15 protein-coding genes are annotated in these 23,503 nt (G+C 45.8%); all 15 read right to left on the minus strand.

Going from position 1 to position 23,503, the window contains the following annotated elements:
• Window positions 1–10: 10 nt before the first annotated feature.
• A complete protein-coding gene (locus tag ABQ275_RS18955; protein WP_349314732.1) occupies window positions 11–1,024 on the minus strand; it encodes a GlxA family transcriptional regulator in 1,014 nt (337 codons plus the stop codon).
• Between the two features lie 248 nt (window positions 1,025–1,272).
• On the minus strand, window positions 1,273–2,313 hold the full coding sequence (locus ABQ275_RS18960) for an isoaspartyl peptidase/L-asparaginase (protein WP_349314733.1): 1,041 nt from the start codon (window positions 2,311–2,313) through the stop codon (window positions 1,273–1,275).
• 24 nt (window positions 2,314–2,337) lie between these two features.
• Window positions 2,338–3,375: a cyanophycinase gene (locus tag ABQ275_RS18965; protein ID WP_349314734.1), complete on the minus strand. Its 1,038-nt coding sequence runs from the start codon at window positions 3,373–3,375 to the stop codon at window positions 2,338–2,340.
• 31 nt (window positions 3,376–3,406) lie between these two features.
• The gene (locus ABQ275_RS18970) at window positions 3,407–4,804 is read right to left on the minus strand and encodes a RagB/SusD family nutrient uptake outer membrane protein (RefSeq protein WP_349314735.1); all 1,398 of its coding nucleotides are present in this window, start codon (window positions 4,802–4,804) and stop codon (window positions 3,407–3,409) included.
• 12 nt (window positions 4,805–4,816) lie between these two features.
• Window positions 4,817–8,182, minus strand: a complete 3,366-nt coding sequence (locus ABQ275_RS18975) for a SusC/RagA family TonB-linked outer membrane protein (RefSeq protein WP_349314736.1) — start codon at window positions 8,180–8,182, stop codon at window positions 4,817–4,819.
• Window positions 8,183–8,334: 152 nt separating this feature from the next.
• Window positions 8,335–9,420, minus strand: a complete 1,086-nt coding sequence (locus tag ABQ275_RS18980) for a FecR domain-containing protein (RefSeq protein WP_349314737.1) — start codon at window positions 9,418–9,420, stop codon at window positions 8,335–8,337.
• Between the two features lie 115 nt (window positions 9,421–9,535).
• Complete coding sequence (locus tag ABQ275_RS18985; protein ID WP_349314738.1) at window positions 9,536–10,087, minus strand: sigma-70 family RNA polymerase sigma factor; 552 nt, start codon at window positions 10,085–10,087, stop codon at window positions 9,536–9,538.
• Window positions 10,088–10,099: 12 nt separating this feature from the next.
• Complete coding sequence (locus tag ABQ275_RS18990; RefSeq protein ID WP_349314739.1) at window positions 10,100–13,282, minus strand: S41 family peptidase; 3,183 nt, start codon at window positions 13,280–13,282, stop codon at window positions 10,100–10,102.
• Between the two features lie 209 nt (window positions 13,283–13,491).
• A complete protein-coding gene (locus ABQ275_RS18995) occupies window positions 13,492–14,796 on the minus strand; it encodes a hypothetical protein (RefSeq protein ID WP_349314740.1) in 1,305 nt (434 codons plus the stop codon).
• Window positions 14,797–14,829: 33 nt separating this feature from the next.
• A complete protein-coding gene (locus ABQ275_RS19000) occupies window positions 14,830–16,257 on the minus strand; it encodes a RagB/SusD family nutrient uptake outer membrane protein (RefSeq protein ID WP_349314741.1) in 1,428 nt (475 codons plus the stop codon).
• An 11-nt stretch (window positions 16,258–16,268) separates the two neighbouring features.
• Window positions 16,269–19,583 (minus strand): TonB-dependent receptor, encoded by a 3,315-nt coding sequence (locus ABQ275_RS19005; protein WP_349314742.1) that lies wholly within the window; start codon window positions 19,581–19,583, stop codon window positions 16,269–16,271.
• A 146-nt stretch (window positions 19,584–19,729) separates the two neighbouring features.
• Window positions 19,730–20,995 carry a FecR domain-containing protein gene (locus ABQ275_RS19010; protein WP_349314743.1) on the minus strand — a complete coding sequence of 422 codons (1,266 nt, stop codon included), beginning with the start codon at window positions 20,993–20,995 and terminating at the stop codon, window positions 19,730–19,732.
• A 63-nt stretch (window positions 20,996–21,058) separates the two neighbouring features.
• Complete coding sequence (locus ABQ275_RS19015; RefSeq protein ID WP_349314744.1) at window positions 21,059–21,685, minus strand: RNA polymerase sigma factor; 627 nt, start codon at window positions 21,683–21,685, stop codon at window positions 21,059–21,061.
• Between the two features lie 105 nt (window positions 21,686–21,790).
• On the minus strand, window positions 21,791–22,795 hold the full coding sequence (locus tag ABQ275_RS19020) for a HipA domain-containing protein (RefSeq protein WP_349314745.1): 1,005 nt from the start codon (window positions 22,793–22,795) through the stop codon (window positions 21,791–21,793).
• Window positions 22,785–23,111, minus strand: a complete 327-nt coding sequence (locus ABQ275_RS19025) for a HipA N-terminal domain-containing protein (RefSeq protein WP_349314746.1) — start codon at window positions 23,109–23,111, stop codon at window positions 22,785–22,787. Before ABQ275_RS19025 ends, ABQ275_RS19020 begins: the two co-directional genes overlap by 11 nt.
• Window positions 23,112–23,503 lie beyond the last annotated feature (392 nt).

The raw sequence follows: 23,503 nt of genomic DNA on the forward strand, positions 1-23,503 counted from the left end.
ATTTCTGCCATCAGATTACAGGTACTGCTGCAAGGGAAGTCCGGAAGGTCCGGCGATAATCGCTGGGAGATATCATGAGGTGACGAAGGAATACACGCCGCATGGATACGGTCCCACCAAGTCCGCATTTTTCTGCAATCTGCTCCATACTCAAATCTGTTTCTTCCAGGTATTTTCTGGCAATTTCCACGCGGAGCTTCTCCACAAATTTTGCAGGGGTAAGACCACTTTCTTTCAGGAAAACGCGGGCAAAATTCCGCGGGCTCATGTTCATGTGTATCGCCAGTTGTTCTACGCTGAGATCCTGATCCAGGTGAGCTGTCATCCAGGGCCGCAGTTTGCCCGCAACGGTATTGGTCAGACTGTGTTCATCCAGCAGTACGCCGAACTGTGACTGATATCCCGGCCGTTTCAGGTAGAAAACCAGTTTGCGCGCAACTTTCACTGCCACTTCGCGTCCATAATCTTCTTCTACCAATGCCAGCGCCAGGTCTATTCCCGAAGAAACGCCACCGGAAGTGTATACGTTGCCGTCGCGGATAAAAAAGGGATTGGTGTCTACCTTCACCTGCGGATGAGTATCCTGGAAGTCCTGGCTAAACTCCCAATGCGTGGTAGCCCGCTTACCATCCAGGATACCCGCCCGCGCCAGCGCATAGGCGCCTATACAAACAGACCCGACACGATGCATCCGGGGATACATTTCACGCAGCCACTTATAAAATCCCTGGTGGGTGTTGTTCAGGAACTCGGTGCCCAAACCCGCTATCAGCAAGGTGTCTATTGGCCGGTCTATTTCAGTAACGCGCAAGGGACACAGTAGTTCCACACTGCTTTGCGTGATCACTTTTTTTGTGGCATCGGGAGCGGCAAGCAGAATTTCATACCCGCCCGCATGCAGCGAAGGATCGCTTCCCAGCACTTTATTTGCTATCGTAAATACATCACAAGGCCCTGCAATATCCAACAGCAACGTTCCCTGCATAGGTACCACTACGATCAGTTTTTTACTTGTATGCAACATTGTTTCTCCGTTAAGATCAGGGTTTTCAATGCCCCGTCTGCCCTGTTAAAGTAAGAAAATGCGATTACTTTTTATGCCATTCCTCCGGATATTACCCTGACATAAACAAAAATAAGGGGAAGAAGCAGCAGCTTTCCTGCTGGTCTTCTTCCCCTTCTGAGCATAGTTATGACAAAACAAAAAGGAAGGGATTCAATAAATATTTATCATCAAAAAATATTCATCTCCCTTATTATTTATTTCAAAAATTAATTTTTGTAGATGTGTACTTCAATTTTACCATCTTTTGTAACAGCACCCCGGTACATCCCCTCTGTGTTGAAAGACATCGTCATATGTCCGTTCCTGTCCAATGCAATGAGGCCGCCATCGCCGCCCATATCGCCTACTTTCTTAATTACAGTATTACCGGCAGCCTGAACAGACAGTCCTTTATACTCCATCAATGCAGACAAATCATAAGCCACTACATTGCGGATATAAAACTCTCCCCAACCTGTGCAGGAAATGGCCGCCGTTTTATTGTTGGCATAAGTGCCCGCACCAATAATCGGTGAGTCGCCGATACGTCCGTATTTTTTGTTGGTCATACCACCGGTAGAAGTAGCCGCTGCCAGGTTCCCTTGCTTATCCAGCGCCACGGCGCCTACGGTACCGAATTTATAATCGTGGTTAATGATGCCCAGTTTTTCGGGTTTCGTATAGGCGTGTGCTTTAGCTGCTGCTACGGAGTCATCCCACAATACTTTTTGCAGGTCATCCCAGCGTGACTGTGTTCTGAAATAAGAAGGATCCACTATTTCCAGTCCTGCTTCCTTGGCAAATTTTTCTGCACCAGGACCCACCATCATCACATGTTCAGATTTTTCCATCACCGCCCTGGCGGCACTAACAGGATGACGCACGGTTGTAACACCCGCCACTGCGCCTGCTGCACGGGTTTTACCATTCATGATAGCAGCATCCAGTTCATTCCGCCCGTCATGTGTAAACACCGCGCCTTTACCAGCGTTGAACAGTGAGTCATCTTCCAGCACCCGCACCGTAGCTTCTACCGCATCCAGACTACTACCACCGGATTGTAATACCTTATAACCCGTTTCCAGCGCCTTTTTCAGAGAGGCTGTATAAGCTGCCTCTTTTTCAGGCGTCATATTCTTTTTCAGAATGGTACCTGCACCTCCGTGGATCACCAGCACATAAGATGAAGCGCCCTTTTGCGCTGCCACCGGCTGCCATAACTGTATCAAACAAATAAAGAAGAAAACATAACAAAACCGTCCTTTCATATACCCGCTTATTTTGTTGAATGATTAAATTACTTTCCGCTTCAGCTGACCATCTTCTACCCACCACCAATACCAGGTGCCGCCGCTCGCTTTCGCAGGATCAAAATCGGCTACCTGGAAACTACCGTTGCCGGTAGCTGTTGCCGGCACCTCATACACTCTCAGCGCCTCGCCATTATCCTTCCACTGCAATGGCTGGTCCTTCACACAAAGCTCCGGCTTTTTCAATGAATCCGTACTGATGAAATAAGCTTTGCTCACACCAAAAACTTTTGCAGCTCCCTGCTCATCAATACATACCGCTGTTTTTTCATCAACCGCAATGCCTTTGGGAAAGATGTTCCAGTCTTTTATAATCCTGCTCATAAAAGTAACGTGTCTGCCCTCCCGTTTACGGGCTACATAATGCTGATCGCTGATCACATTTTGCAGATAAGGCGCCTCCAGGAAATCGTTGTTATACAAGGTTACCAGCGAATCATAAGGATTGGCCAGCACGGAATCTGATACCGCGCTACCGCCTTCCCCGCTGTAATACATGCCGCTCAGGATAGCGCAACCGGCGCTGGTACCACCTACCGGCGCCTTCTTTTCCTGCAACAGGTAATTAATAGCTGCATTCACTTTTGTACCTCTCCACTGCGCCATGTACCTGGATTGATCTCCACCGGCTATGAACAGCAATTCCGCATTGCGGATGATATTGGCCACCGTATCATTATTGGCCAGTTCGCGCGTAGTGATGTTTAAAGTCTCTACAGAATTTACTTTACCAAGCGCGTTGAAATCTTCATTATAACCGGCGCTGTTGGATGCCGTCAATATCACCACATCACCGCCGCCACTGCGTTCCAGCATCCACTGGAAAGCGCCGTTTACGTTGCCGCCGCCGCCAATCAGTGCCACACCGCCTTTCACGGGTGTTTCCACATCCGCCGTGTCACCTATAATACCGATTGAAGCAGGACGATGTGTATTCACCTGTGCTTCACCATTATTACAACCCATAGAACATATAGCCGTTGCCGTTATCAACAGGCATCCTGCATAAATACTTTTCATCTGAAAAAAATTAGGTTAAAATTTGCTGGTTTCAATACCCCGGATTTTGTTTCATATTCTTGTTGGCCTTTGTTTCCGCATCAGGGATAGGGAAAACATATCCTTTGTCGCCGGGCTTTAACAGTACAGCGCCCAGTGCGTTGATAGCGTCTGCCGTTTCCCGTGTCACTGACATCCCTCTTCTCCGCAGATCAAACAGGCGATGCCCTTCAAATGCCAGCTCTTTAAAACGCTCTGTATAAAGCGCCGTTATCAGTGCATCTTTATTGGCAAATGATTGCGAAGTATATCCCTTGATCCGGGCGCTGCGCAAAGCATTCAGGTCGTCGGCACCATCAGGCACCTTGCTCTTTTCCGCTAACGCTTCTGCCCTGATGAGATACATTTCACCCGTTCTGAAAAGTTTGATATCTGTGAGATTCGGGTTACCACTTGTACCGGCATATTTATTGACCAGGTACTGTGATTTACCGGCTCCTCTTGTATTGTCAAATCTTATGTAAGCAGCATAACGGACATCATTCGTTTTGTCGAATTGATTGATCAGTTCAAAAGAAGGTGCATACAGGACAATATTCCTGTTAAAATAAACATCGCCTATGGGTGTATTTCCTATTACCTGTTTCAGTTTCCAGATCACTTCTGCTTCTTCTGTATCTTTCCATATGTTTGGAAATTCCGTTGCTGATGCCAGTGGTAAAGCATTGATGGCTTCCGTAGCAAAGGTGATGGCATCATCCCATTGCTGGGTATATAATGCTACCCTTGCCTGTATAGCGGAAACGCCGGCCTTAGTGATACGGGTATTATCATCAAAAGAAGCAGGGATCAGTGTTTTAGCCTGTTGCAAGTCATTTCCTATTTTAGCTACCACCTCTCCAAAAGTATTCCTGGAAGGCTTACCGATAACGGAACTATCCATGTAGGGGATTCCCATAGCAGCGGGTTCATATGCTGATGCATAACTCTGCAGCAGTTCAAAATGACAATAGGCGCGCAATGCCAGCAACTCGCCGTGGTACTGGTTTTTCAATATTTCCTCATCCGGCTTGGTGGTAACCTGGTACAATGCGGCCAATACGCGGTTTGCCCTGTCAATAGCCACATAGTTTTCACCAAAAGAAGCGGTGATGGTAGTACTGCTGGGATCTATCTGCCACCGGTAACTGGCGACACCGCCGCCGGTAACGTTTTCACTGGGCAGATTGCATTCGTCTGTTACCAGTGACACACTATAAATGGTATTGTTGGTCAATTCGCCATAAGCGCCCAACAGGCCGCCATTCAGGTCCTTCACTGTCCGGAACGCCTTGGAAGGATCGATAGTGTCTGTAGGTGTCAGATCCAGTTGCTTGTTACAGGCCAGGGTACATACAGACAGTAACAGCACCAGGTAGTTTCTTTTATGTTTAAAATATCGGATCATCATGATGTCAGTGATTTAGAAATTAACATTCAGACCAACAGTATAAGTTCTGGCGGCAGGGTAATCGAACCGGCCATCACCATTGTTATTCTCCGGATCAAAACTCTTCCAGCTGGTCCAGGTGTACAGGTTTTGCGCCTGCACGAAAATCTGTATCCCCTGTACGAATTTTAGCGAAGTCAATAATTCCTTCGGAAAATTATAGCCAAGGTTTACATTCCTCAAACGGAGATAGGAAGCATCCTGGATATCTTTGGAAGAGAATCCCCTGCTGGCGTCAAACTTAGGCAGGATCGCATTTTGACCAGGTGTCTTCCAGCGGTCGTACAACATCCGCACCGACTGATTACTGGTAGCAAAACTTGGGTTCTCATTGAAATAATCTTCGTTGAGATAACGCATTGTTTTATCTGCGAAAGTGAATAATGCGTTCAGATAAAAACCTTTCCAGTTGACACCGGTATTAAATCCCCCGGTAAAAGGAGGAATGTAGGTGCCAAATTCTGCAACGCTTAATGCAGTTTCATTGTAGTCACTGGTGGTTTTTCCATCCCGGTCATAGTAAAGCGGATCACCTGTCTGTGGATCTACCCCTGCCCATTTGGGTGCATAATGCGAGCCATAAGGCAATCCAACCCGTACGATCTGCGTGCTGCCCTGCGTAATATCATCCGCGCCACCCAGGTCGGTGATCACGTTTTTATTATAGGCAAAATTGACACCTACGTTCCAGGTGATATTTCTGTTCTTCACTACATCTACCTGCACATCCATTTCTATACCTCTGTTGCGCATAGAACCGGAATTGAGGAATAATGTTTCAAAGCCGGAAGTAATGGATAATGGCTGCTCTATGAACAGGTTGCTGGTTATCTTATTATACACATCTGTTATGATTCTGATCCGGTTATTCCACATACCCAGGTCGAAACCGGCATTAAATTCTTTGGCATATTCCCAATTATACATTGGATTACCGGGAGAAGTAGGAATGATAGCAGGATTACCGCCATACTGATTAGTTCCATAAGCCGCAAAGTAGGCAAATGGTCCTAGTGCACTGCTACTGAACGGGTTGGCACTGGTACCATAACTTACCCTGAAACGCAGGTCATCCACAAAACTTACATCTTTCAAAAAATTCTCTTTCTTGATCTCCCAACCAAAACCGAATGAATAGAATCCATGCCACCGGTTATCAGCGGGTACGGTAGACGCACCATCATAACGATAGCTGGCGTTCAATGTATATTTTTCGTCAAAAGTATACCTGCCCACCGCCATGTAGGAAGCCAGGGCGCTTTTAAAACGTTGTCCTCCCAACAGCGGGCTGTAAGGAGATCCCGGTGTTATACCGGCGGGTGTTGATGGTAAACGGCCATCTATATCATACCCGGTATAGTTGAATGCGCGGTAGCTATTTTTAGTAAATTCAAAATATCCGGACACTTCAAAATCGTGTTTCTCTGCTACTATTTTTGAGTAGGTTAATCCTGAAGTGGATACCAGTCCGAAGTTGCGGGATACTCCTTCACCAAAACTGCCTTTTTTCCCATTAGATACCCTGGAACCTGCATAGGAATCGGGGTTGATATAACGTTCGGTGGTAGTTTCCCTGAAATCGAGTCCCAGCCTTGTTTTGGCCACCAGCCCCTTTGCGAGGATAAAGTTCAGCGAAGTACCGATCACACTTTTCAACTGGTTGTCCTTGCTGGTAGTATTCAACAATGCGTCCAGTGAATTACTACCTTCCCGCTGGTCATACACCGGGTAAATGTCATCATTACCGCTGGTCACCAGGGTGCCATCCGCAGCATAAGGATACTCATAAGGCAATGCATAATATACCGCAGCCAACGGATTATTCACGCTGCTGGATGCTTCTCGTTCAATAAAGGAAGATTGGGAATAACCCAGTCCTACATTGAGGTTGGCCGATAACCTGCCGGCGTTGAAGTCCAGGTTATTTTTCAGGCTGTATCTTTTTAAATCAGAGCGCCGGGCGATCCCCTGCTGATTAAAATAATTAACAGAACTGTAAAATCTTACATTTTCGTTACCTCCACTTACACTCAACTGATGTTCCTGGAACTGGCCTGTTTGTGTGAAGATCTTTTTCCAGTCGGTATTTGTGTTGCGCAGGCTATCCAGTATGTGATCCGCTTCCTGTTGTTCGGCAGGTGTTTTACCGGCATAGTCCGGGTTCTTTTTAGAGAACACCCAGCCGGGACCGATGTCAGAACCGGTTTCCACGCCTATTTCTTCTTCAAATTGCAAACGCTGTGCGGCATTCATCATTTGAAATTTCGGGTTGGTCATGTTGGAAAAGCCGTATTGCGATTTGTATTCCACGGCTATCCTACCGGCTTTCCCCTTTTTAGTGGTGATCACGATCACCCCATTTGAACCCCGTGATCCATATAGTGCTTTGGCGGATGCATCTTTCAAAACAGTAACAGATGCAATATCAGCAGGGTTAATACCCTGGAAAGCATCTGCTTCAATAGGAATACCATCCATCACGTATAGCGGTCTGCTATTGCCGTTGATAGTACCCACGCCCCGTATGGTTACGCTGGCGCTGGTGCCGGGCTGACCGGAGCCGGCAGACACCACCAGGCCAGGCACGCGGCCTTGTAATATCTGATCAAAAGTAGCCATCGGCACCTCATTGATCTTATCTCCACCAACTACACCGGAAGCGGTGGCAGATCTGCTGCGGGAATAATTCGTATAGCCGGTAACCGTTACTGCATTCAGGGTTTTTATATCTTCCTGCATCGTCACATTTATCTCCCGTTTATCACCGATTTCAATCTGCTGACTGGTATATCCTACCAGTGAAAACTGGATAGCGGCTGCACCCTCCGGCGCCCGCAGGGTATAGGTACCATCTACATTGGTGAGTGTACCGGCGGTAGTACCGGTAGCCCGCACAGTTACACCCGGCAACGGTAAATTGTCAGCACCATTTACCCGTCCTTTAATGACCATATCGGCGGCCTGCTTCGTTGTAGCAGTACCCGCGAAAATAACCACCAGGCCATTTTCCTTTAGCGCATACACCAGGTTGGTACCCATAAAAGCCTGGGACAACACCGCATCAAGAGAGGCATCCGTAGCCATCACCGTTACCTTTTTCTCTTCGGGCAATGTCTGGTTATGAAACACGAAACGGTAATCCGTTTGTTGCTCCACTGTTTTCAGCAACTTTCGGATACTCGTCTCTTTCAACTGCAGGGTAATCGTTTCCTGCGCGAAGACAACGGCCTGCACCTGAAGGCAGACAAAAAATAGCAAGACAGTCAATTTCATAGTTAACAGCAGTTTGCTGGTGGGTACAGACTTCCCCTTCCATTCCAGGAATACAAGTTTTAACATACCTTTGGTTTGGTTTAGTTAATGATTCATTTCAGGACATTTTCTAACCTAATGCAGGGAAGTGTTCACAGCACTTCCCTTTTTTTATGTTGGTTGATTGCTCTCTTATTCCCGTGCCAACCGTTCATCGGAGGTTGCTCCCGTATTGATATTTATTTGCTGATAATAATGCCGCCATCGACCATTTTAAAATTAAACGGATAAGATAATTGCAGCGCATCCAGTGCCTTTACCACCGTTTCACTTTCGAAAGTGCCGGAATACCGGTAATTTTTCACTTCATCATCGGCAAAAGTGACGGGGATACCGTACCATTTCTCCAGCTTTGCAGCGATTACTACCAGTGGTTCGTTTTCAATTTCGAGCCTGTTACGTACCCAGGCAATTTCTTTGGCTTTATGATTTACCGGGTCCGCATCGAGGGGCATTACCCGGATTGGTTGCGTACCGGCGGCTGTTTGCCCCGCTGTAAGCTGGTTGATCACCAGTTTCTGATTGGGTGTCAGGATGATTTTCTGATCCGGTTTTCCTTTCCAGGCCACTTCCACGCTACCTTTGAACAAGGCCGTTTCCATTTGCTGTTGACCGGCGTATACACTCACATTAAAAACGGTGCCCAACACCCTGATATCCGCCACGGCGGTATGTACCGTAAAGGGGCGTTGTGCATCATGAACCACATCAAAAAATGCTTCTCCCGTTAAAGTAAGCTCCCGGTTAAGGCGGTTAAACCCCGCTGCCAGTTCCACGGTACTGTTCTTTCTTAAAATGATCGATGAGCCGTCTGGCAGCACCAGTGTTTTCCGGGGGTCATTTCCGGCACTGATGAGGATATTTTCTGCTCCCGGCAGCCCGGAAGTCTGTTGATTAAAACGATAAACAGCGGCCACCGTTATCAGGATAGCCACAAAAGCCGCAGCATACCACATGATCCGGCGAGTGGAACGAACCGGCGCCGGCATAACTTCCTCCTCCGGTTCATCTGCCAGGGCATGCTGCAACATATCATACTGCTGTATGCCATCCCGCAGGTGCTCCAGTTGCTCCAGGCGGTTCCCCTGCCTTGCTGACAGCATCGCAATCAGCTGCACTGCTTCCTGCACAGCAGCTTTCTTTTCGGGATGCTGGCTGATCCAGCTTTCCCAAAACAACTTGTCTGTATCATTGCCCTCCAGGCAATAACGCTGGAAAGATTCGTCACATGCAAAATCGGCGGCTGTATAATCCTGGAAATTCATGTAGGGAGTGTCTTTAATTATACAGACGGAAGAAATGCCGGGATTTCCTAAGAGAAATTGATTTTTTTTTGAGAGAAGAAAAAGGGGAGATAAAAAACGGGGTATTTATCTACCGTTATTTCATCATCTTCCTTAACGCTTTAACGGCGTCATAGATGGTATTATACGCCGTTTTTACACTTTGAGAAGTGTGGGCCGCGATCTGTTCATAGCTGAGTCCTTCAAAAAATTTCAGCCGGATCAGTTCTATCTGCCGGGGGGTCAATTCTTTCATAGCCCGGTGCAGCCGTTGTTTCAGCTCTTCATCCTGTTGAACCTGGATAATGATCTCTTCATAAGATAATTCATTCTCTTCTTCTTTATCTGTCATCCTGTTAATAGCAGCGTGGATCTTTGACTGGTACGCCAACTGATCGAGCAGCTGTCTTTTTAATGCGGTAAACAGGTACGCCTGCACATTGGTGACCGGCCGCAGATTTTTGTGCTTGCCCCATAGTTGCAGAAAGAGTTGGGTGATACAGTCTTTCACCAGTTCATCGTTACCACAGGTCTTCAGCCCGAATCTCACCAAGTGAAAATACGTGCTGTTATACAAAGCAAACAATGCCTGTTTGTCGCCGTTTCTCAGGCGCTCCCAATGATCACAGTTGTCTGCTGCATAAGACATAAATACAAAACATTAATGTTTACCGGCCCCGTTTTCCTGCAAAAGTTGTTTCACCGCTTCTGCCAATTGCTGATCTTCCCCTTTGCTGACCTTTTCAAAGGTATTCATCACCCGGATATCCGGTTCGGTTTCATGATTTTCCAGGTAATATCCCTCCATACTTTTTACGCCCAATGAGGGCACACTCCAGTGCATGCTGTTATCCTGCAAGGTCTCCCCGGTCATAAAGGTACAACTGCCCGGAACCGGCATTCCTATTAATTTACCCATATGCAGGTATTGATAGTCAAATACAAAACAATGGCCATCACTGTAGTTGGCTTCATTCGCAATCACAACGGAAGGCTTCGTCCAACGGAAACCCGGTTCAATCCCCTCCTGGTAATTATCGGTCGTATTCCGACGGATTTCCCGGCCACTCAGGAACATGTTAAGATCTGAAGCCAGGTCGCCGCCCCGGTTGAAACGGGTATCCACCACCATGCCTTTACGATTGAAATAACGGCCCATCACCTCTCCATAGGCATCGCGGTAAGCGGCATCATTCATCCTGTAAAGATGCACATATCCCAGTTGCCCGTTACTCTCTTTTTCTACTTCTTCCCGGTTGCGTGCTACCCATCGCTTATACAGCAGGTTATTTTCTTCCTCCGGTGAAACCGGCTCCACCACAATATCCCGGCTGTTATTTCCATCACGGATCGTTAACACGGTACGCTTACCCGCCTTGTGGTTCAGGTATTGCGGAAGATCTTTATCCGGCATTATTTTCTCTCCATCTATCGCCTCGATAATCATCCCGGGGCGGAGCTGAAACGCTGCTACATCCAAAGGACCGTTGCGGATGATCTCTTCAATTTTCACACCGGCGCCCCTATAGGTGTTGTTGTAAAACAGCCCCAATGAAGCTGTCACATCTTTTCCGGGCATTTTATCGTTGCTGGTAGCGCCACTATGACTTACATTCAGCTCGCCCAGCAACTCGCTCAACATTTCTGCAAACTCATAATTGTTGCCGATATGTGGCAGGTACTTTTCATAATCACGTTTATAACCATCCCAGTCGGCGCCATGATAACCTTTTGTATAAAACGCTTCTTTGGTTCTTCTCCACACATGCTGGAACATACTGTTTCTTTCCGCTGCCAGGTTAACGCTCATTTCTCCTTTAACAGTAACACTATGCTGTTTCGTTCCAGCCGGATCTACCTGCCACACACGGGCGCCGGCACACAGGAATAATTGCTGTTGCGTGCTGTCCCACTGCATAGTGTAGTCGTCTGCCGGTACTGTCAGAAGTATTTTTGTATCCTTCGTCCGAAGATCAGTCACCCACAGGTTATAATTTTTTTCAGCTTTTGTGAGATGGTATAATGTTTTGCCCGCTTTACTGAGCAGCATACCTGCTAACAGAGAAGGGCTGGTGGTGAGTTTGAGGGTACGGTCTCGCAATCCTTCCCAGGCTATTTTAAAATCTTCGGATCCTTTTCCATCCTGTTCATTTAACGATGCCGTATCTGTTCCGGCAGGTTTAAAGTGTTCCCAGGCACTTTGGGAAAAGAACATCGCATACACATCGCGCTGCCGGCTGCCGCTGTTGGAAAAGCTACGCAGACCGTTGCGGTCACTGCTCCACAGCATGGCTTGTCCGCCTATGGCCCATTGCGGATGTTCATCATTGAAGCCGCTTTCCGTCAGGTTGATGAGCTTCCCGTTGCCATCCGTACTAATGATCCCCACTTCCTGGTTGCCCGCGCCTTCGGGGTTGTATTGTACCAACAACCATTTACCATCCGGGCTCCATTGGAAATACTGATCGTGGTCACTTCTGCTGAATAATTGTCCGGGAGCTATAATGGTACGGCTTTGTCGGGATGCGATGTTATAGATCCGGAGTGTGGTCCTGTTTTCGAGATAGGCAATTTCTTTTCCATCCCCGGAATATAAAGGCTGGTAGTTTTCTTTATCGTTGCTGATAAGCACTGTTTCTTTCAGCTGTGTGGCGGCAAAGAAAGAAGATTCTTCTTTATGCACCCGCTCCATCCGGCAAATCTGCCAGCCATTATTTCTTTCGCTGGCATACAGTAAATATCTGCCATCCGGCGAAAAGCTCAGGTCTGCTTCTTCTCCGGGTGTTTCGGTGATGCGTTTAATGGCGCCGCTTTCCATACTTCCCGCAAATACTTCTCCCCGGAAAATAAATGCTAATTCCTTACCTGTGGGAGATACCACCATGGTTTTAATATCGTCTGCAACAGGCACCGTTTTAATATCGTTCCCCTGCTTACCTGCTGCTATCCGTACACGTACCTTTCGTGGCGCGGATTCCGGCGCTTTAACATATAATTCTCCATCAAAACTAAAGCAAAGGGTGCCATCGGCAGCGATACTCAAAAAGCGGACAGGATGTTTTTTAAAAGTGGTGATCTGTTGTGAATGAGTGGGGTTATCGGGTAACAGGTGGTGAACATTAAAACTCCCGCTCTCTTCACTTAAATAATAAATGCCTTTATCGTTATCGGCAAATACAGGATTTCTGTCTTCCCCCTTGAAAGCGGTGAGCTTTGTATGCTGGCCATTCCGGCTGTTATAGCGCCAGATGTCCCTGGCGATGGCAGACACCTGGTGTTTGCGCCAGGCATTCTCCCGGCCTTTTTTATCGTGGTAAATAATGTACTGTCCATCCTTGCTCACCTTCGCATCTTCCGCCGGGGTGGTGAGTACCTGTTCTACCCGGCCTCCGTTCACCGGCACCTGGTATAGTTCGGGCATCCCATCGGAAGGGAACTGCCTGTTGCCGGCAGCATCCATCCTCACTGAACCAAAAAGTATGTGTTTATTATCCGCGCTGAAATCGTACGGATATTCATCTGCTGAATGAAAAGTGATCCTTTTCTCTTCCCCGCCATCTGCCTGCATGATGAAAATATCAAAATTGCCGGAACGGTTGCTGGCAAAGGCAATGTACCGGCCATCATGGCTCCATACCGGCATGAAATCATGCGCAGTATCCGTGGTGAGCGGAACAGCCGCACCGCCGCTGGTAGCCACTTTATACACATCTCCTTTGTAGGTAAATACAATTGTTTTACCATCAGGAGAAATAGACGGGTAGCGCAACCAACGGGGAACATCTTGTGAGAACAATACTTTCCCTGGAATGAGTATCAGTAATAAAATGAAAAACCTTTTCATGAGCAAAACGGATTTGCCTTCCGGCGAAGCTAAATTATCAATTGCTTTTAGTTATTCCGTTTTTTTATTCCTTATTAAATAAACATACCTGCGTTTGCGGTGCTACCTGAAAGGTAAGTGGGGTTATAAAAAAAATAACCTGCTGCGTTTGTGCGCAGCAGGTTATTCAACATCCAGTGTCCGAATAAACCAGTTTAATCAACCGGTTATTAATCCGATTTAGTAAAAATCCCGGTTTGCCGCGCCTTCCAATAGGCAGCCTGTAAATAGAAGATCCCATTACTGGAAACTTTCTGATAGTCGAGCCTTTTTATGGCACGGGTTAGCAGCTGCTGCTGACTTTCCGGATACGCCGTTTTTTCACTCATCAATTGCGTCAGTGCCGCTTCGCCGCTTTCGCGGATACAATACCAGACTTTCCGGTATTCGCCTTTGGGCTTGAGCCCCTCTCCTGTTCTCCAGTCTGTTCCAACCATGGTAAGGTCCAGGTTCCTGGCCCTGTCATCAGCATTTTCAGCCCGGCCTGCACATAGTCCGGACACCTTTTCTTCGATCTGCCGGATTTTTACTTTTAAATCAGTATCCTGTTCCAGTGATCCCAGTAATTCCATTGAACACTGCATTTGCAACAACCCATAAGTGGTTGTATTTTTTGCAATATCAAAAGACTGGTCAATGGCGTCCTTTACATAGTGCCGATACGATTCAAAATATTCCTTATTACCCGTCGTGTTCCAGGCCGCTGCGTAGATCATAGGCAACCGCGCCGCTTCGTGTGCACCAACATGCCACATTCTGCTGATACCGCGCGTATCCCTGGCACCGTCGGCCCTTAAGAAGTCGTAGTCATTGGCAGCTGTTACATTCCGAGTCATCCTGTCAGCAAAAGCAGAAAGGACTTTCCCGATTTCAATCTTTACTTCTTTAGTGCATAAAGGGCTATTATAATATTTCCACAAACCATGCACTGCGTGCGTATACTGATCTCTGGAGGAATTGATATAAACACTCTTACGATCTTCCGCACACACACAACGGGCCAGGAAGCCGGGTGCGTCCTCCACGCTGGCGCTCAGTTGTATACCTTTAAATACGGAAAAAGCATTTTTACGAAGCTTTACATTCCGTGTCACCGAATATTGATCCACAATCATGGAAAGCATTACCCCTGCGGAGATCATACAATCTTCCATACCGGTATCATATCCGTAAACATTCGGAAATTGTTTCTTCACTTCCTCCGTTTTCGGCAAATGATCCAGTCCCCGGCCGGGCTCGTAGCTGCTTAAATAGTCATAAAACATTTGGGTACCGGGCAGAAAAAATCTTTCCCATGAAACCTTCCATGCCTGATCCATACATTTGGCCATGCTACCACCCGGAGCCTCATACCGGCTGTTATCTGAAAGCATTCCAGCACCGGGCGGTTCAGTGACTGTGCTTATATTTAGTGAAGGGTTGCCTCCTGTCTGCATGAAAGACAAGAGGCATAATCCCGTGAAAAATAATTTCATACAGCTATGCTTTTTTCTGCCAACAGGTTTAAATTAGTAACCCGGGTTCTGATCCTTCACGGGATCGATGGCTTTATTGTAACTAATTTCTGATACCGGGATAGGCCATAGCAACATGCTTTCGGCCAGTGTTTTGCCAGTATTCAGTTTCACCATTTTAGCCGCGGTTCCCGTTCTGAGGAGATCTAACCAGCGTTTGCATTCCAGTATGGTTTCATAACCTCTTTCCCGGAGCAGCAGGTCGAAAAAGGTATCTTCATTATAATTGGCAGCATTATAATCCACCGGTGATGGCAGTTCCGGATTATAGCCATATGCTCTGCGATGTACTTTATTCAGATTTTCCATGGCCTGCAAACTGGGTCCGTGACTGGCCCGGTTGGCCGCTTCCGCATACATCAGCAACACCTCCGCATACCGGTATACCGGCCAGTCGTTTGATGCCCCGGTGGTGCCGTTGGGGTCAATGTATTTTTTTGTCAGCAGGGTATTATTTCCCAATCCGATATCCCAGTGATAAAAATTATGTTGCTTACGAAAATCGCCGTCGTCCCAGCTCTTGTAAAATTTATCTTCCGTGTCGGTGTAAAAGGCAAAATAGTTAGCGCCTGATGGCTTATAACCATCACCGGTGATATGGAAGAAGTTCATGAGCGCCCAGCCATACTGGTCGTTGTATTTAAAATAGAATACTTCTTCTGAAGTAGTCAGTACATCTGCACCATATATTTTTTCAAAATCATCCGGCGTACTGATATTTACCAGCGAATATTTTCCGGAAGCAATCACTTCCTGGGCTTTATCCCTGGCTTCCGGCCATTTTTCCTGGGTCAGCAATACATCTGCCAACAATGTTTTAGCCACCCATTTGGATGCACAACCTAACATGCGCGGATTATCAGGTAGATTTTCTTCGGCATAAGTAAGATCACTCAGGATCAATTGATATACTTCCGCTACAGCAGCCCGCTTAACATCTATTAAATCCAGGTTTTCTTCTGTGCGAATCGGCACACCTGCCCATAGTCTCACCAGTGCAAAGTAGCTGAAGGCTCGTACATATTTTGCTTCTCCGACAAACTGCGCTTTTTCCTGATCAGTGGTTCCGGTACCTTTCGGCGTATTCTTTATAACCAGGTTCGCATTCCTGATGGCCAGGTAGAGCTGTGTCCATACACCTCCCATATTGGTAATATTGGCGGCACTGTAACCTGCATAATCTTCAATCGCAGCCAGGCTTCCTTTCCCATAAATATTTTCGGCGCAGCTTTCCAGCAAAGTATAATATGAATTAAATTCATTCGCCTGAATCGGGAAGTAAGCAGCATTCACCGCCGCTTTTACCTCCTCTGTCGTATTATAAAATGTTTCGGTTGCAATGGACTTCGGCTTTTCCTGCAAAATTTTGCTGCAGGAAGCCAGCATCATCCATACAAATACCGTGAATAATTTATATTTCATGATATATTTCTTTAGAATGATAACCTTGCGCCAAGTGTATACCCTTTGGCCATAGGATAGGAATAATAATCGATGCCCTGGTTAACGGAGTTACTTCCACCGCTGGAATTCACATCCGGATCCCACCAGGGATATTTAGTGGCAGTGATCAGATTCTCACCGCTGAGATAAATCTGTCCTTTCTTGATCCAGTTTATCCCCAGGCGGCCAACAGGAATATTGTAGGCCAGCCGGATGGTTTTCAGGCGCAGATAGCTTCCATCATAAACAAACATATCCGACATCCTTGTGGAAATCGTTTTGTCAATGGCGGGATATTTCGCCGTGGTATGATCGGGGGTCCAGTGATCATACAACACCTCTCTCAGGCCATTGTATCCCTGGTAATATTTATAATTCTGATTGATCATACCGAAGCCGAAAATATCATTCCCCTGCGTGCCCTGAATGAACATGCTCAGCTCAAAGTTTTTCCAGCCCAGGTTGGAATTGAAACCATAAATAAAATTGGGATTGGGATCGCCGATCCAGGCCTTGTCTGCTGTAGAAATATTTCCGTCTTTATTGAGATCTTTGTATTTATAGTGACCACTGGCATCAAAACCATCTGCCTGATAACCATAAAAAGCACTGATTGATTTACCTTCTCTCAGCAGGTTAACGTAATCATTTGCAACAACTAAATTGTAGGTGCTGCCGGGTATATCCTGTCCATCGTAAAGTTTAACCACCTTACTCCGGTTAAATGAAATCGTAGCGCCGATATTCCACTTCAGGTCACCGTTGAATACATTTGCATCCGCCTGAAATTCAAATCCCTTATTCTGAATTGTACCAATATTGCGAACGGTATTGGTATAACCAACAGAACGCGGTAACTGGATCGGATTCAGGAGGTCCCTGGTATTTTTAACGTAGTAATCTGCCGATAACCGGATCTGGTTATTAAACAGACCCAGGTCCAGGCCAATATCAGTTTGAGCCGTCGTTTCCCACTTCAGTTTGTCCGGTAAACGCGAGCCTGGCGCAAAGTAGGTATACAAGGCGTCATTAAAAGGTGCTTTACCGGATACTAACATATCCAGCGTATAGTAAGGATCAATGGCAGTACTACCGGTTTCTCCGTATCCAATCCTGATTTTTGCATCCGATACAAAAGACAGCCCACGCATGAACTTTTCTTCAGAAAAACGCCATGCCAGCGCACCCGAAGGGAAGTACCCCCATTTATTTCCATCGCTATAACGGGACGAGCCATCTGCCCGGAAACTAACCGTTGCGAGATACTTATTTTTGAATGTATAATTCAAGCGGCCAAGGTAGGAAAGCAGTGTCCACTCCATATAAGAAGAACCTGGTGTCTGAAAAGTATTCGCCGCACCCAGGTTGTACGTCTCCGTTACGTTGCTGAGAAAACCGGATCCGGAAGCACCCAGTGTTCTGGAAGAATAGTTTTCATAGGTCAGTCCTGCCATCGCTACGAACGCGTGATCTTCTTTGAATGTTTTGCTATAAGTAACAATATTATCACTGTTTACATACACGGAATTGCCGGTACTTACCGATGCACTTCCGGATGAATTCGGATAGCGTGTACTGATGTAATTATCTGACCGGAAATCATTATTCGTAATATTACCCGATATACGAATCGACAAATCTTCTATGGGTTTTATCGTAAATGCCAGGTTAGCCATTACTTTATTGGCCAGTTGTTTTCTGGAAACCTCATTAAGGTAAGCCCTGGGATTTATGATATCATCCGGACTAAAAGGATATAACTGATTAAGCAGCCGATACTGTCCATCTGATTTGTAAGGACCAACCGTAGGAGCAGCTGTTAATGCGCCCAACAAAAGGGTCTGATTATCGGCGGAGGAATTGTCTTTGGTCCGCCCGAGAATGGCATTATATGAGATGGAAAACTTTTTGCTGATATCGTGGTTTACACTGCCTCTCAATACGGTCCGGCTATAATCAGAGTTTTCAATAATTCCAGGCTGATTAAGATAACTGGTTCCAACAGCGAATTGTGTTTTCTCATTTCCACCGCTTACATTCAGGGAATGATCCTGTACCAGGGCCTGTCGGAAAATCTCATCCTGCCAGTCTGTTCCCGCTCCGATTGCGGTAATATCACTCGGAGAAAAGTAGTCCGAACCCTGTGTGTTCTGCCAGAATTCATTGTACAACTTTATATATTCCGGTGCATTCATCATGTCCAGTTTCTTTCTTACCTGCTGAAAACTTGCGCTGGTATTGAAGTCTACCCGGGTTAAGCCGGCTTTCCCTTTCTTAGTAGTAATGAGAATAACACCATTGGCGCCACGGGAGCCGTAGATAGCTGTTGCAGAAGCATCTTTCAGAATCTCTATCCGCTCGATGTCGGAAGTATTTAACATGTTTTGATCGCCGGGAAATCCGTCAATAATCCAAAGCGGTTCATTGCTGCCCTGAATAGAGTTGGTACCCCTGATGCGGATTTGTAAAGGAGCTCCTGGTGCACCGGAATTCTGTTGTACAAAAACACCGGCTGCACGACCTTGTAAAGCATGACTTACCGATGCAGTAGGATAGGCAGTCAGCTCTGTACTTTTAATGGAAGAAACCGATCCTGTCAGATCACTTTTTTTCCGTGTTCCATATCCAATGACAACGGTTTCATTCATGGAATTATCCGCCACACTTAACTTGATATTGATACCTCTATTGATCGTTTCCTCGTTCAGGGAAATCTCCCGGGAATCGTAGCCGATAAAAGAAATGATCAGTACATCGCCCACCGAAGCGTCGATTGAAAACTTGCCATACTGGTCAGTAGCAGTATACTTGTTGGTGTTTTTGACCCTTACTGTAGCGCCGGGAAGTACCGTTCCATCAGCAGCTTTAACCGTACCGGATATGGCAGCAAAGGCCTCCGTACTGATGCCCAGGTCAACAGGGTTTGTCAACAATGCTGCTGATTTCCTTGACACAAATATGCTCTTGATCCCGATATGATATTTTAACGGTTGCTGTTTAAATATTTCCGCCAGAAACAAATCCAGTTTTACGTTTTCCGCTTTTACGGAAACCGGGTTTGCTTCTTTTAATAAGCTTTCCGTATATAGAAATACAAACCCCGTTTGTTTTTCTATAACCGAGAAAACTTCCTGTAATGGAACATTTTTCCCCGAGTAGGTAATGCTTTGCGAATAACCTTTGGCAGCCACGTGGAGGACTGCTACCGTAAGTAATACAAGCGTTAATTTCATAACGAGCAAGATCTTGGCAATGCGGCGATAGCCGCCATGGACGGACCAGCCACAAAGAGTGGTTTTTTTCATACATTTGCAGTGTTTGGGTGATAAAATTCTTGTCTTGTCGGACTTTTGTTTTTAAGTTACCCGAACGCCCGCCAGCAGTGTTGATCCATTGCTGGCTTTGTTTTGGATAATTATCTTAATGAAGTATTTTTTTTATTTCTCTTCTGTTAATTTGAAACCGTTACTATTTTCCCTTCTACACTGAACTTCAGACCGTATTCTGAAAGAAACTGCAACACTGTAGCCAGGTCTTCATTTCTATACATTTTCCCTTTAAACCGGATGGCAGGTAACGGACCCTGGTAATTAACTTTGATATCATACCATCTCTCCAGTTCCCGCATCAGCGTTTGTATATCTGCATCATCAAAATTGAACAACCCGTTTTTCCATGCCATAATCTGCTGCATATCCACCACTTTGTGTAGTTGAATATGATCGCTGATGATGGCCTGTTCACCCGGAGAAAGCAACTGCATTTCCTTATCCCTGGACACTTTCACTTTACCTTCGAGCAATGTTGTTTTTATGGCAGGTTCATTTGTATAGGCATTAATATTGAAATGGGTTCCCAGCACCTCAACAGATGCAGCGCCGTTTACATCCACGATGAATGGTTTGTTTATATCCTGTGCTATTTCAAAATAAACTTCCCCTGATATGGAAACCCTGCGCTGGTTTTTATCAAACCGTGTGGGGAAGGTCATAGAAGAAGTTGCATTCAGCCATACTTTGGAACCATCCGGTAACACCAGCGAGAACTGGCCGGCTTTGGGCGTTGCAATAGTATTATATCCGCCCGTTGCTGCTGATCCGGATGAAGCAGGATCACTGTTTTCATATTTCAGTTCTCCGCTGGAAAGTTTCAATACCCTGATATTCCCCAGTGTAGCCAGCTGGCCATTTTCTGCGTTATCAAGAATTATTTCGCTGCCATCAGCAAGTGTCAGCACGGCCTTATCCATCCCGGAACCGGAACTATCTCTTCCTGCAAGATGATTGTTATGGTGGCTTCCAACAGTTTTAACCGGTAATGATTGTTGCCAGAAAAAGGTTCCCACTCCCAGCAAAATGACAATGGCGGCGGCATATCTAAACCATCCGGTACGGATTGAAAATACTTTCCTGGTTGCATTTTCTTCACTTAACCGGGAAGAAGAAAGCTCTTGTTCCTCCACATGGAATGCAGGACTGTGTTCCACAGGTACGGATGCTGCCAGTAATTTTTTCCTGATGGCTATATCAGCTAATTCAAGTCTTTTCAGTATCTCCGGCAGTTTCCCCTGCGCAATCAGTTCTTTGGCCCATTGGGCCTGTTCCGGATATACTGATTGCCATTTTTCCAGCTCGGCCGCTTCCTCAGCATCCAAGCCAGTATGATGTTCCTTGAGAAGAAGCATCGCAATACGTTCAAGATCATTTTGTGGTACCATAGCAGTCGCTTACAGTATAAGCGGCCGGATAGTAAAAATGTGGCGGAAAAAAGATCAATTATTTTAAAAAAGGTCTATATCCTTGAAATAATGGAGTTCAAAAACAAGCCAAAGAGACAGCATACTCCAGTCCATGCCTTTAAAAGCTTGTCTGAGGTAATGCAAGGCTTCTGTTTTCCTTCTCCTTACAGTGGCGTCTTTTATGTTCAGTATCCGGGCTATTTCACTGTTACGCCGGCCCTGAATACAGGCCAGGTTAAATACCTCTTTTATGTGGGCGGGCAATTTTTCTACTTCTTCCCTGATTTTCTTTAATAGTTCAGCTTCCAATGATATTTCCCCGGAAAATAATGCTTCCTGTTGGTGCTCAGAAAGATAAAGTAATTCACTTTCCAGGGCTTGTTGTTTTCTGAACTGGCGGTATCTATCAATACATTTATGGTGAACGATCACCCGCAGATAGCTTATTAGCTGCGCTACATTTCCGAATGAACGCCGTCCTTTCCAGAGTTCTATAAAAGCATCCGCAGTAGCCTCTTCGGCGATGCTGAAATCATTGTTGGTGATTCTTTCCGCATACAGCAGCACCGCCATGTAGTGGCGTTTATAAACCTGAATAAATGCCTGCTCATCAGCTTCCGATAGCCGCTGCAGCAGTTCTTTTTCTTCGTTTAAAACAATTTGCTCCAATTTTGATGGGTGTTTCTCCTACCATTTTTCAGAATAGGAATATTGTAGATCGTGGCCTCTTCCTTAAAAAATGCTAATATAGATCTTTCCAACTTCTTTGGTGCTTCATATGCGCTTTAATAATTTCTCCCGTTGTATAAGTATATCTATATACTTTTCTTTTGCACTATCACTTAAAAAACTGCTGCGAATCATTTCGATGGCCATAGGAGTTCTTTGCGTGATCTTATCAATCACTTGTTTGGCCAGCTTCGGGTTCATCCCCGCTTTTTCTGCAAATACCAGAAAAGATGCACCGGTATACATTCCGGCATCATAGTAGCTTTTCTCGTCATAATCCTTATCATAGAGTCCTCCATGCAGTGCCAGGTGGTTGTCGTCAATGTGCAGCTTTGTGCAAATAAGGTCATAGGCGGGCGAAAGGACAAAATCTCCTTGTGTGGTTTCCATTAGAGAGAAGTTCTTCAGATGCGCATCCCCATTCGCAATAAAATAATTAAACACCAGTAGCGTAAAAAATTCAAGCAACACTACCGGAGCCGCTGCACAATGTTCTTTGATCATATTTGCTATGTCCAGATAAGAGGCGTTGTATTTGAAATCATTGCCTTCCCGTTCCGGGGATCTACCCAACAGTGTTGCAAAATCTTCCAACTGATATTTGCCTGTACCATCAGGTTTATAATCGAATCTTCTGGTTAAGTATGCCGGAGAGCCATCATCGAAAAAGATCATACCACATGCTGCTGTCCTGATGCTGAACACCTGTTTTGCTATCTGCATGCTTACATGCTCATTGGCTGGTAAGTCTTCTACACGTTCCAGTCTTTCTACCGGAACCGGTTTTAGGATATGTGTGCCGCCAGTGTCTGTGAGTGTCAAAGAATCCTTATCCTGCTTTATACTGTATTTCTCCTGAACACCGCTTATGCTAATATTTTTGCGTTTTTCATTATACTTCCGGGTAAGCTCATTGTTTTTACCTGGTGGACCAAATGGAAGAATATGGGAAACCTTTCTGGCTCGACTACCAAACAGATTCGCTTCCGCCGCCGGACTATATGTGATAAAACCAGGACGCAATGTTGAAGGACAGTGATTAATCTCCATAAACTTCTTTTATTGTCAGCGGGCCAATCCGATCGCCGCTTGCGGTGGCAAGTAGTAGCCCAAAATAGTCGTTCTCATCAATTTTCAACATCCTGGCTTGCATGGCCTTATTTGCCCCTTCACTTAACAGATTTACAAAAGCGGGAAAGAGGATGTCACTTTCATAAGGTTTCTCCCTGATCGGAAGTGTAAGGCTTACTGGCCGGCGGCCGGCGGCGGTCAAATATTCTTTATCATATACAAACCGATAGATACCCTCCCCTTTTGAAAGATAGCCAGCCAGTTGGTTGTTATAAAATATCTGGGCGGTCCTCATTATTCACCTGTTTTTATTGATTCCTTCAAATTCAAGTCCAACTGCAAACCTAGCGGCTCAATCAATTGTATTAAGGTTTGTAGTGATGGATTACCCTGGCCTCGTTCCACCAACTGAATTGTTCGTGTACTAACACCTGATAGCGCCGACAGTTGTGGCTGTAATAACCTAAGTAATTCCCGGCGTTGCCGGAGTTTTTTTCCTAAATCAATCACTTCATTCCGCATTATCCTTTGCTTTTCATTAAAATTACTAAAAAAAATAATCACTTACATCAAAATACGCACTATACTTTGCTTTTTGATATTTTCGACCTCCTTTCAATAACTATCAATATAAAAAACGCAGTTTATTGCGCTTTTCGGTTTTTTGGATCCGTAAGCAAATCGTAA

This window comes from Chitinophaga sp. MM2321 (genome assembly GCF_964033635.1).
Taxonomy (GTDB): domain Bacteria; phylum Bacteroidota; class Bacteroidia; order Chitinophagales; family Chitinophagaceae; genus Chitinophaga.

Bases quoted from the DNA above. Each gene is read 5' to 3' on its own strand.
- ABQ275_RS18955 (WP_349314732.1), bottom strand. From the start codon at position 1,024: ATGTTGCATACAAGTAAAAAACTGATCGTAGTGGTACCTATGCAGGGA.
- ABQ275_RS18960 (WP_349314733.1), bottom strand. From the start codon at position 2,313: ATGAAAGGACGGTTTTGTTATGTTTTCTTCTTTATTTGTTTGATACAG.
- ABQ275_RS18965 (WP_349314734.1), bottom strand. From the start codon at position 3,375: ATGAAAAGTATTTATGCAGGATGCCTGTTGATAACGGCAACGGCTATA.
- ABQ275_RS18970 (WP_349314735.1), bottom strand. From the start codon at position 4,804: ATGATGATCCGATATTTTAAACATAAAAGAAACTACCTGGTGCTGTTA.
- ABQ275_RS18975 (WP_349314736.1), bottom strand. From the start codon at position 8,182: ATGTTAAAACTTGTATTCCTGGAATGGAAGGGGAAGTCTGTACCCACC.
- ABQ275_RS18980 (WP_349314737.1), bottom strand. From the start codon at position 9,420: ATGAATTTCCAGGATTATACAGCCGCCGATTTTGCATGTGACGAATCT.
- ABQ275_RS18985 (WP_349314738.1), bottom strand. From the start codon at position 10,087: ATGTCTTATGCAGCAGACAACTGTGATCATTGGGAGCGCCTGAGAAAC.
- ABQ275_RS18990 (WP_349314739.1), bottom strand. From the start codon at position 13,282: ATGAAAAGGTTTTTCATTTTATTACTGATACTCATTCCAGGGAAAGTA.
- ABQ275_RS18995 (WP_349314740.1), bottom strand. From the start codon at position 14,796: ATGAAATTATTTTTCACGGGATTATGCCTCTTGTCTTTCATGCAGACA.
- ABQ275_RS19000 (WP_349314741.1), bottom strand. From the start codon at position 16,257: ATGAAATATAAATTATTCACGGTATTTGTATGGATGATGCTGGCTTCC.
- ABQ275_RS19005 (WP_349314742.1), bottom strand. From the start codon at position 19,583: ATGAAAAAAACCACTCTTTGTGGCTGGTCCGTCCATGGCGGCTATCGC.
- ABQ275_RS19010 (WP_349314743.1), bottom strand. From the start codon at position 20,995: ATGGTACCACAAAATGATCTTGAACGTATTGCGATGCTTCTTCTCAAG.
- ABQ275_RS19020 (WP_349314745.1), bottom strand. From the start codon at position 22,795: ATGGAGATTAATCACTGTCCTTCAACATTGCGTCCTGGTTTTATCACA.
- ABQ275_RS19025 (WP_349314746.1), bottom strand. From the start codon at position 23,111: ATGAGGACCGCCCAGATATTTTATAACAACCAACTGGCTGGCTATCTT.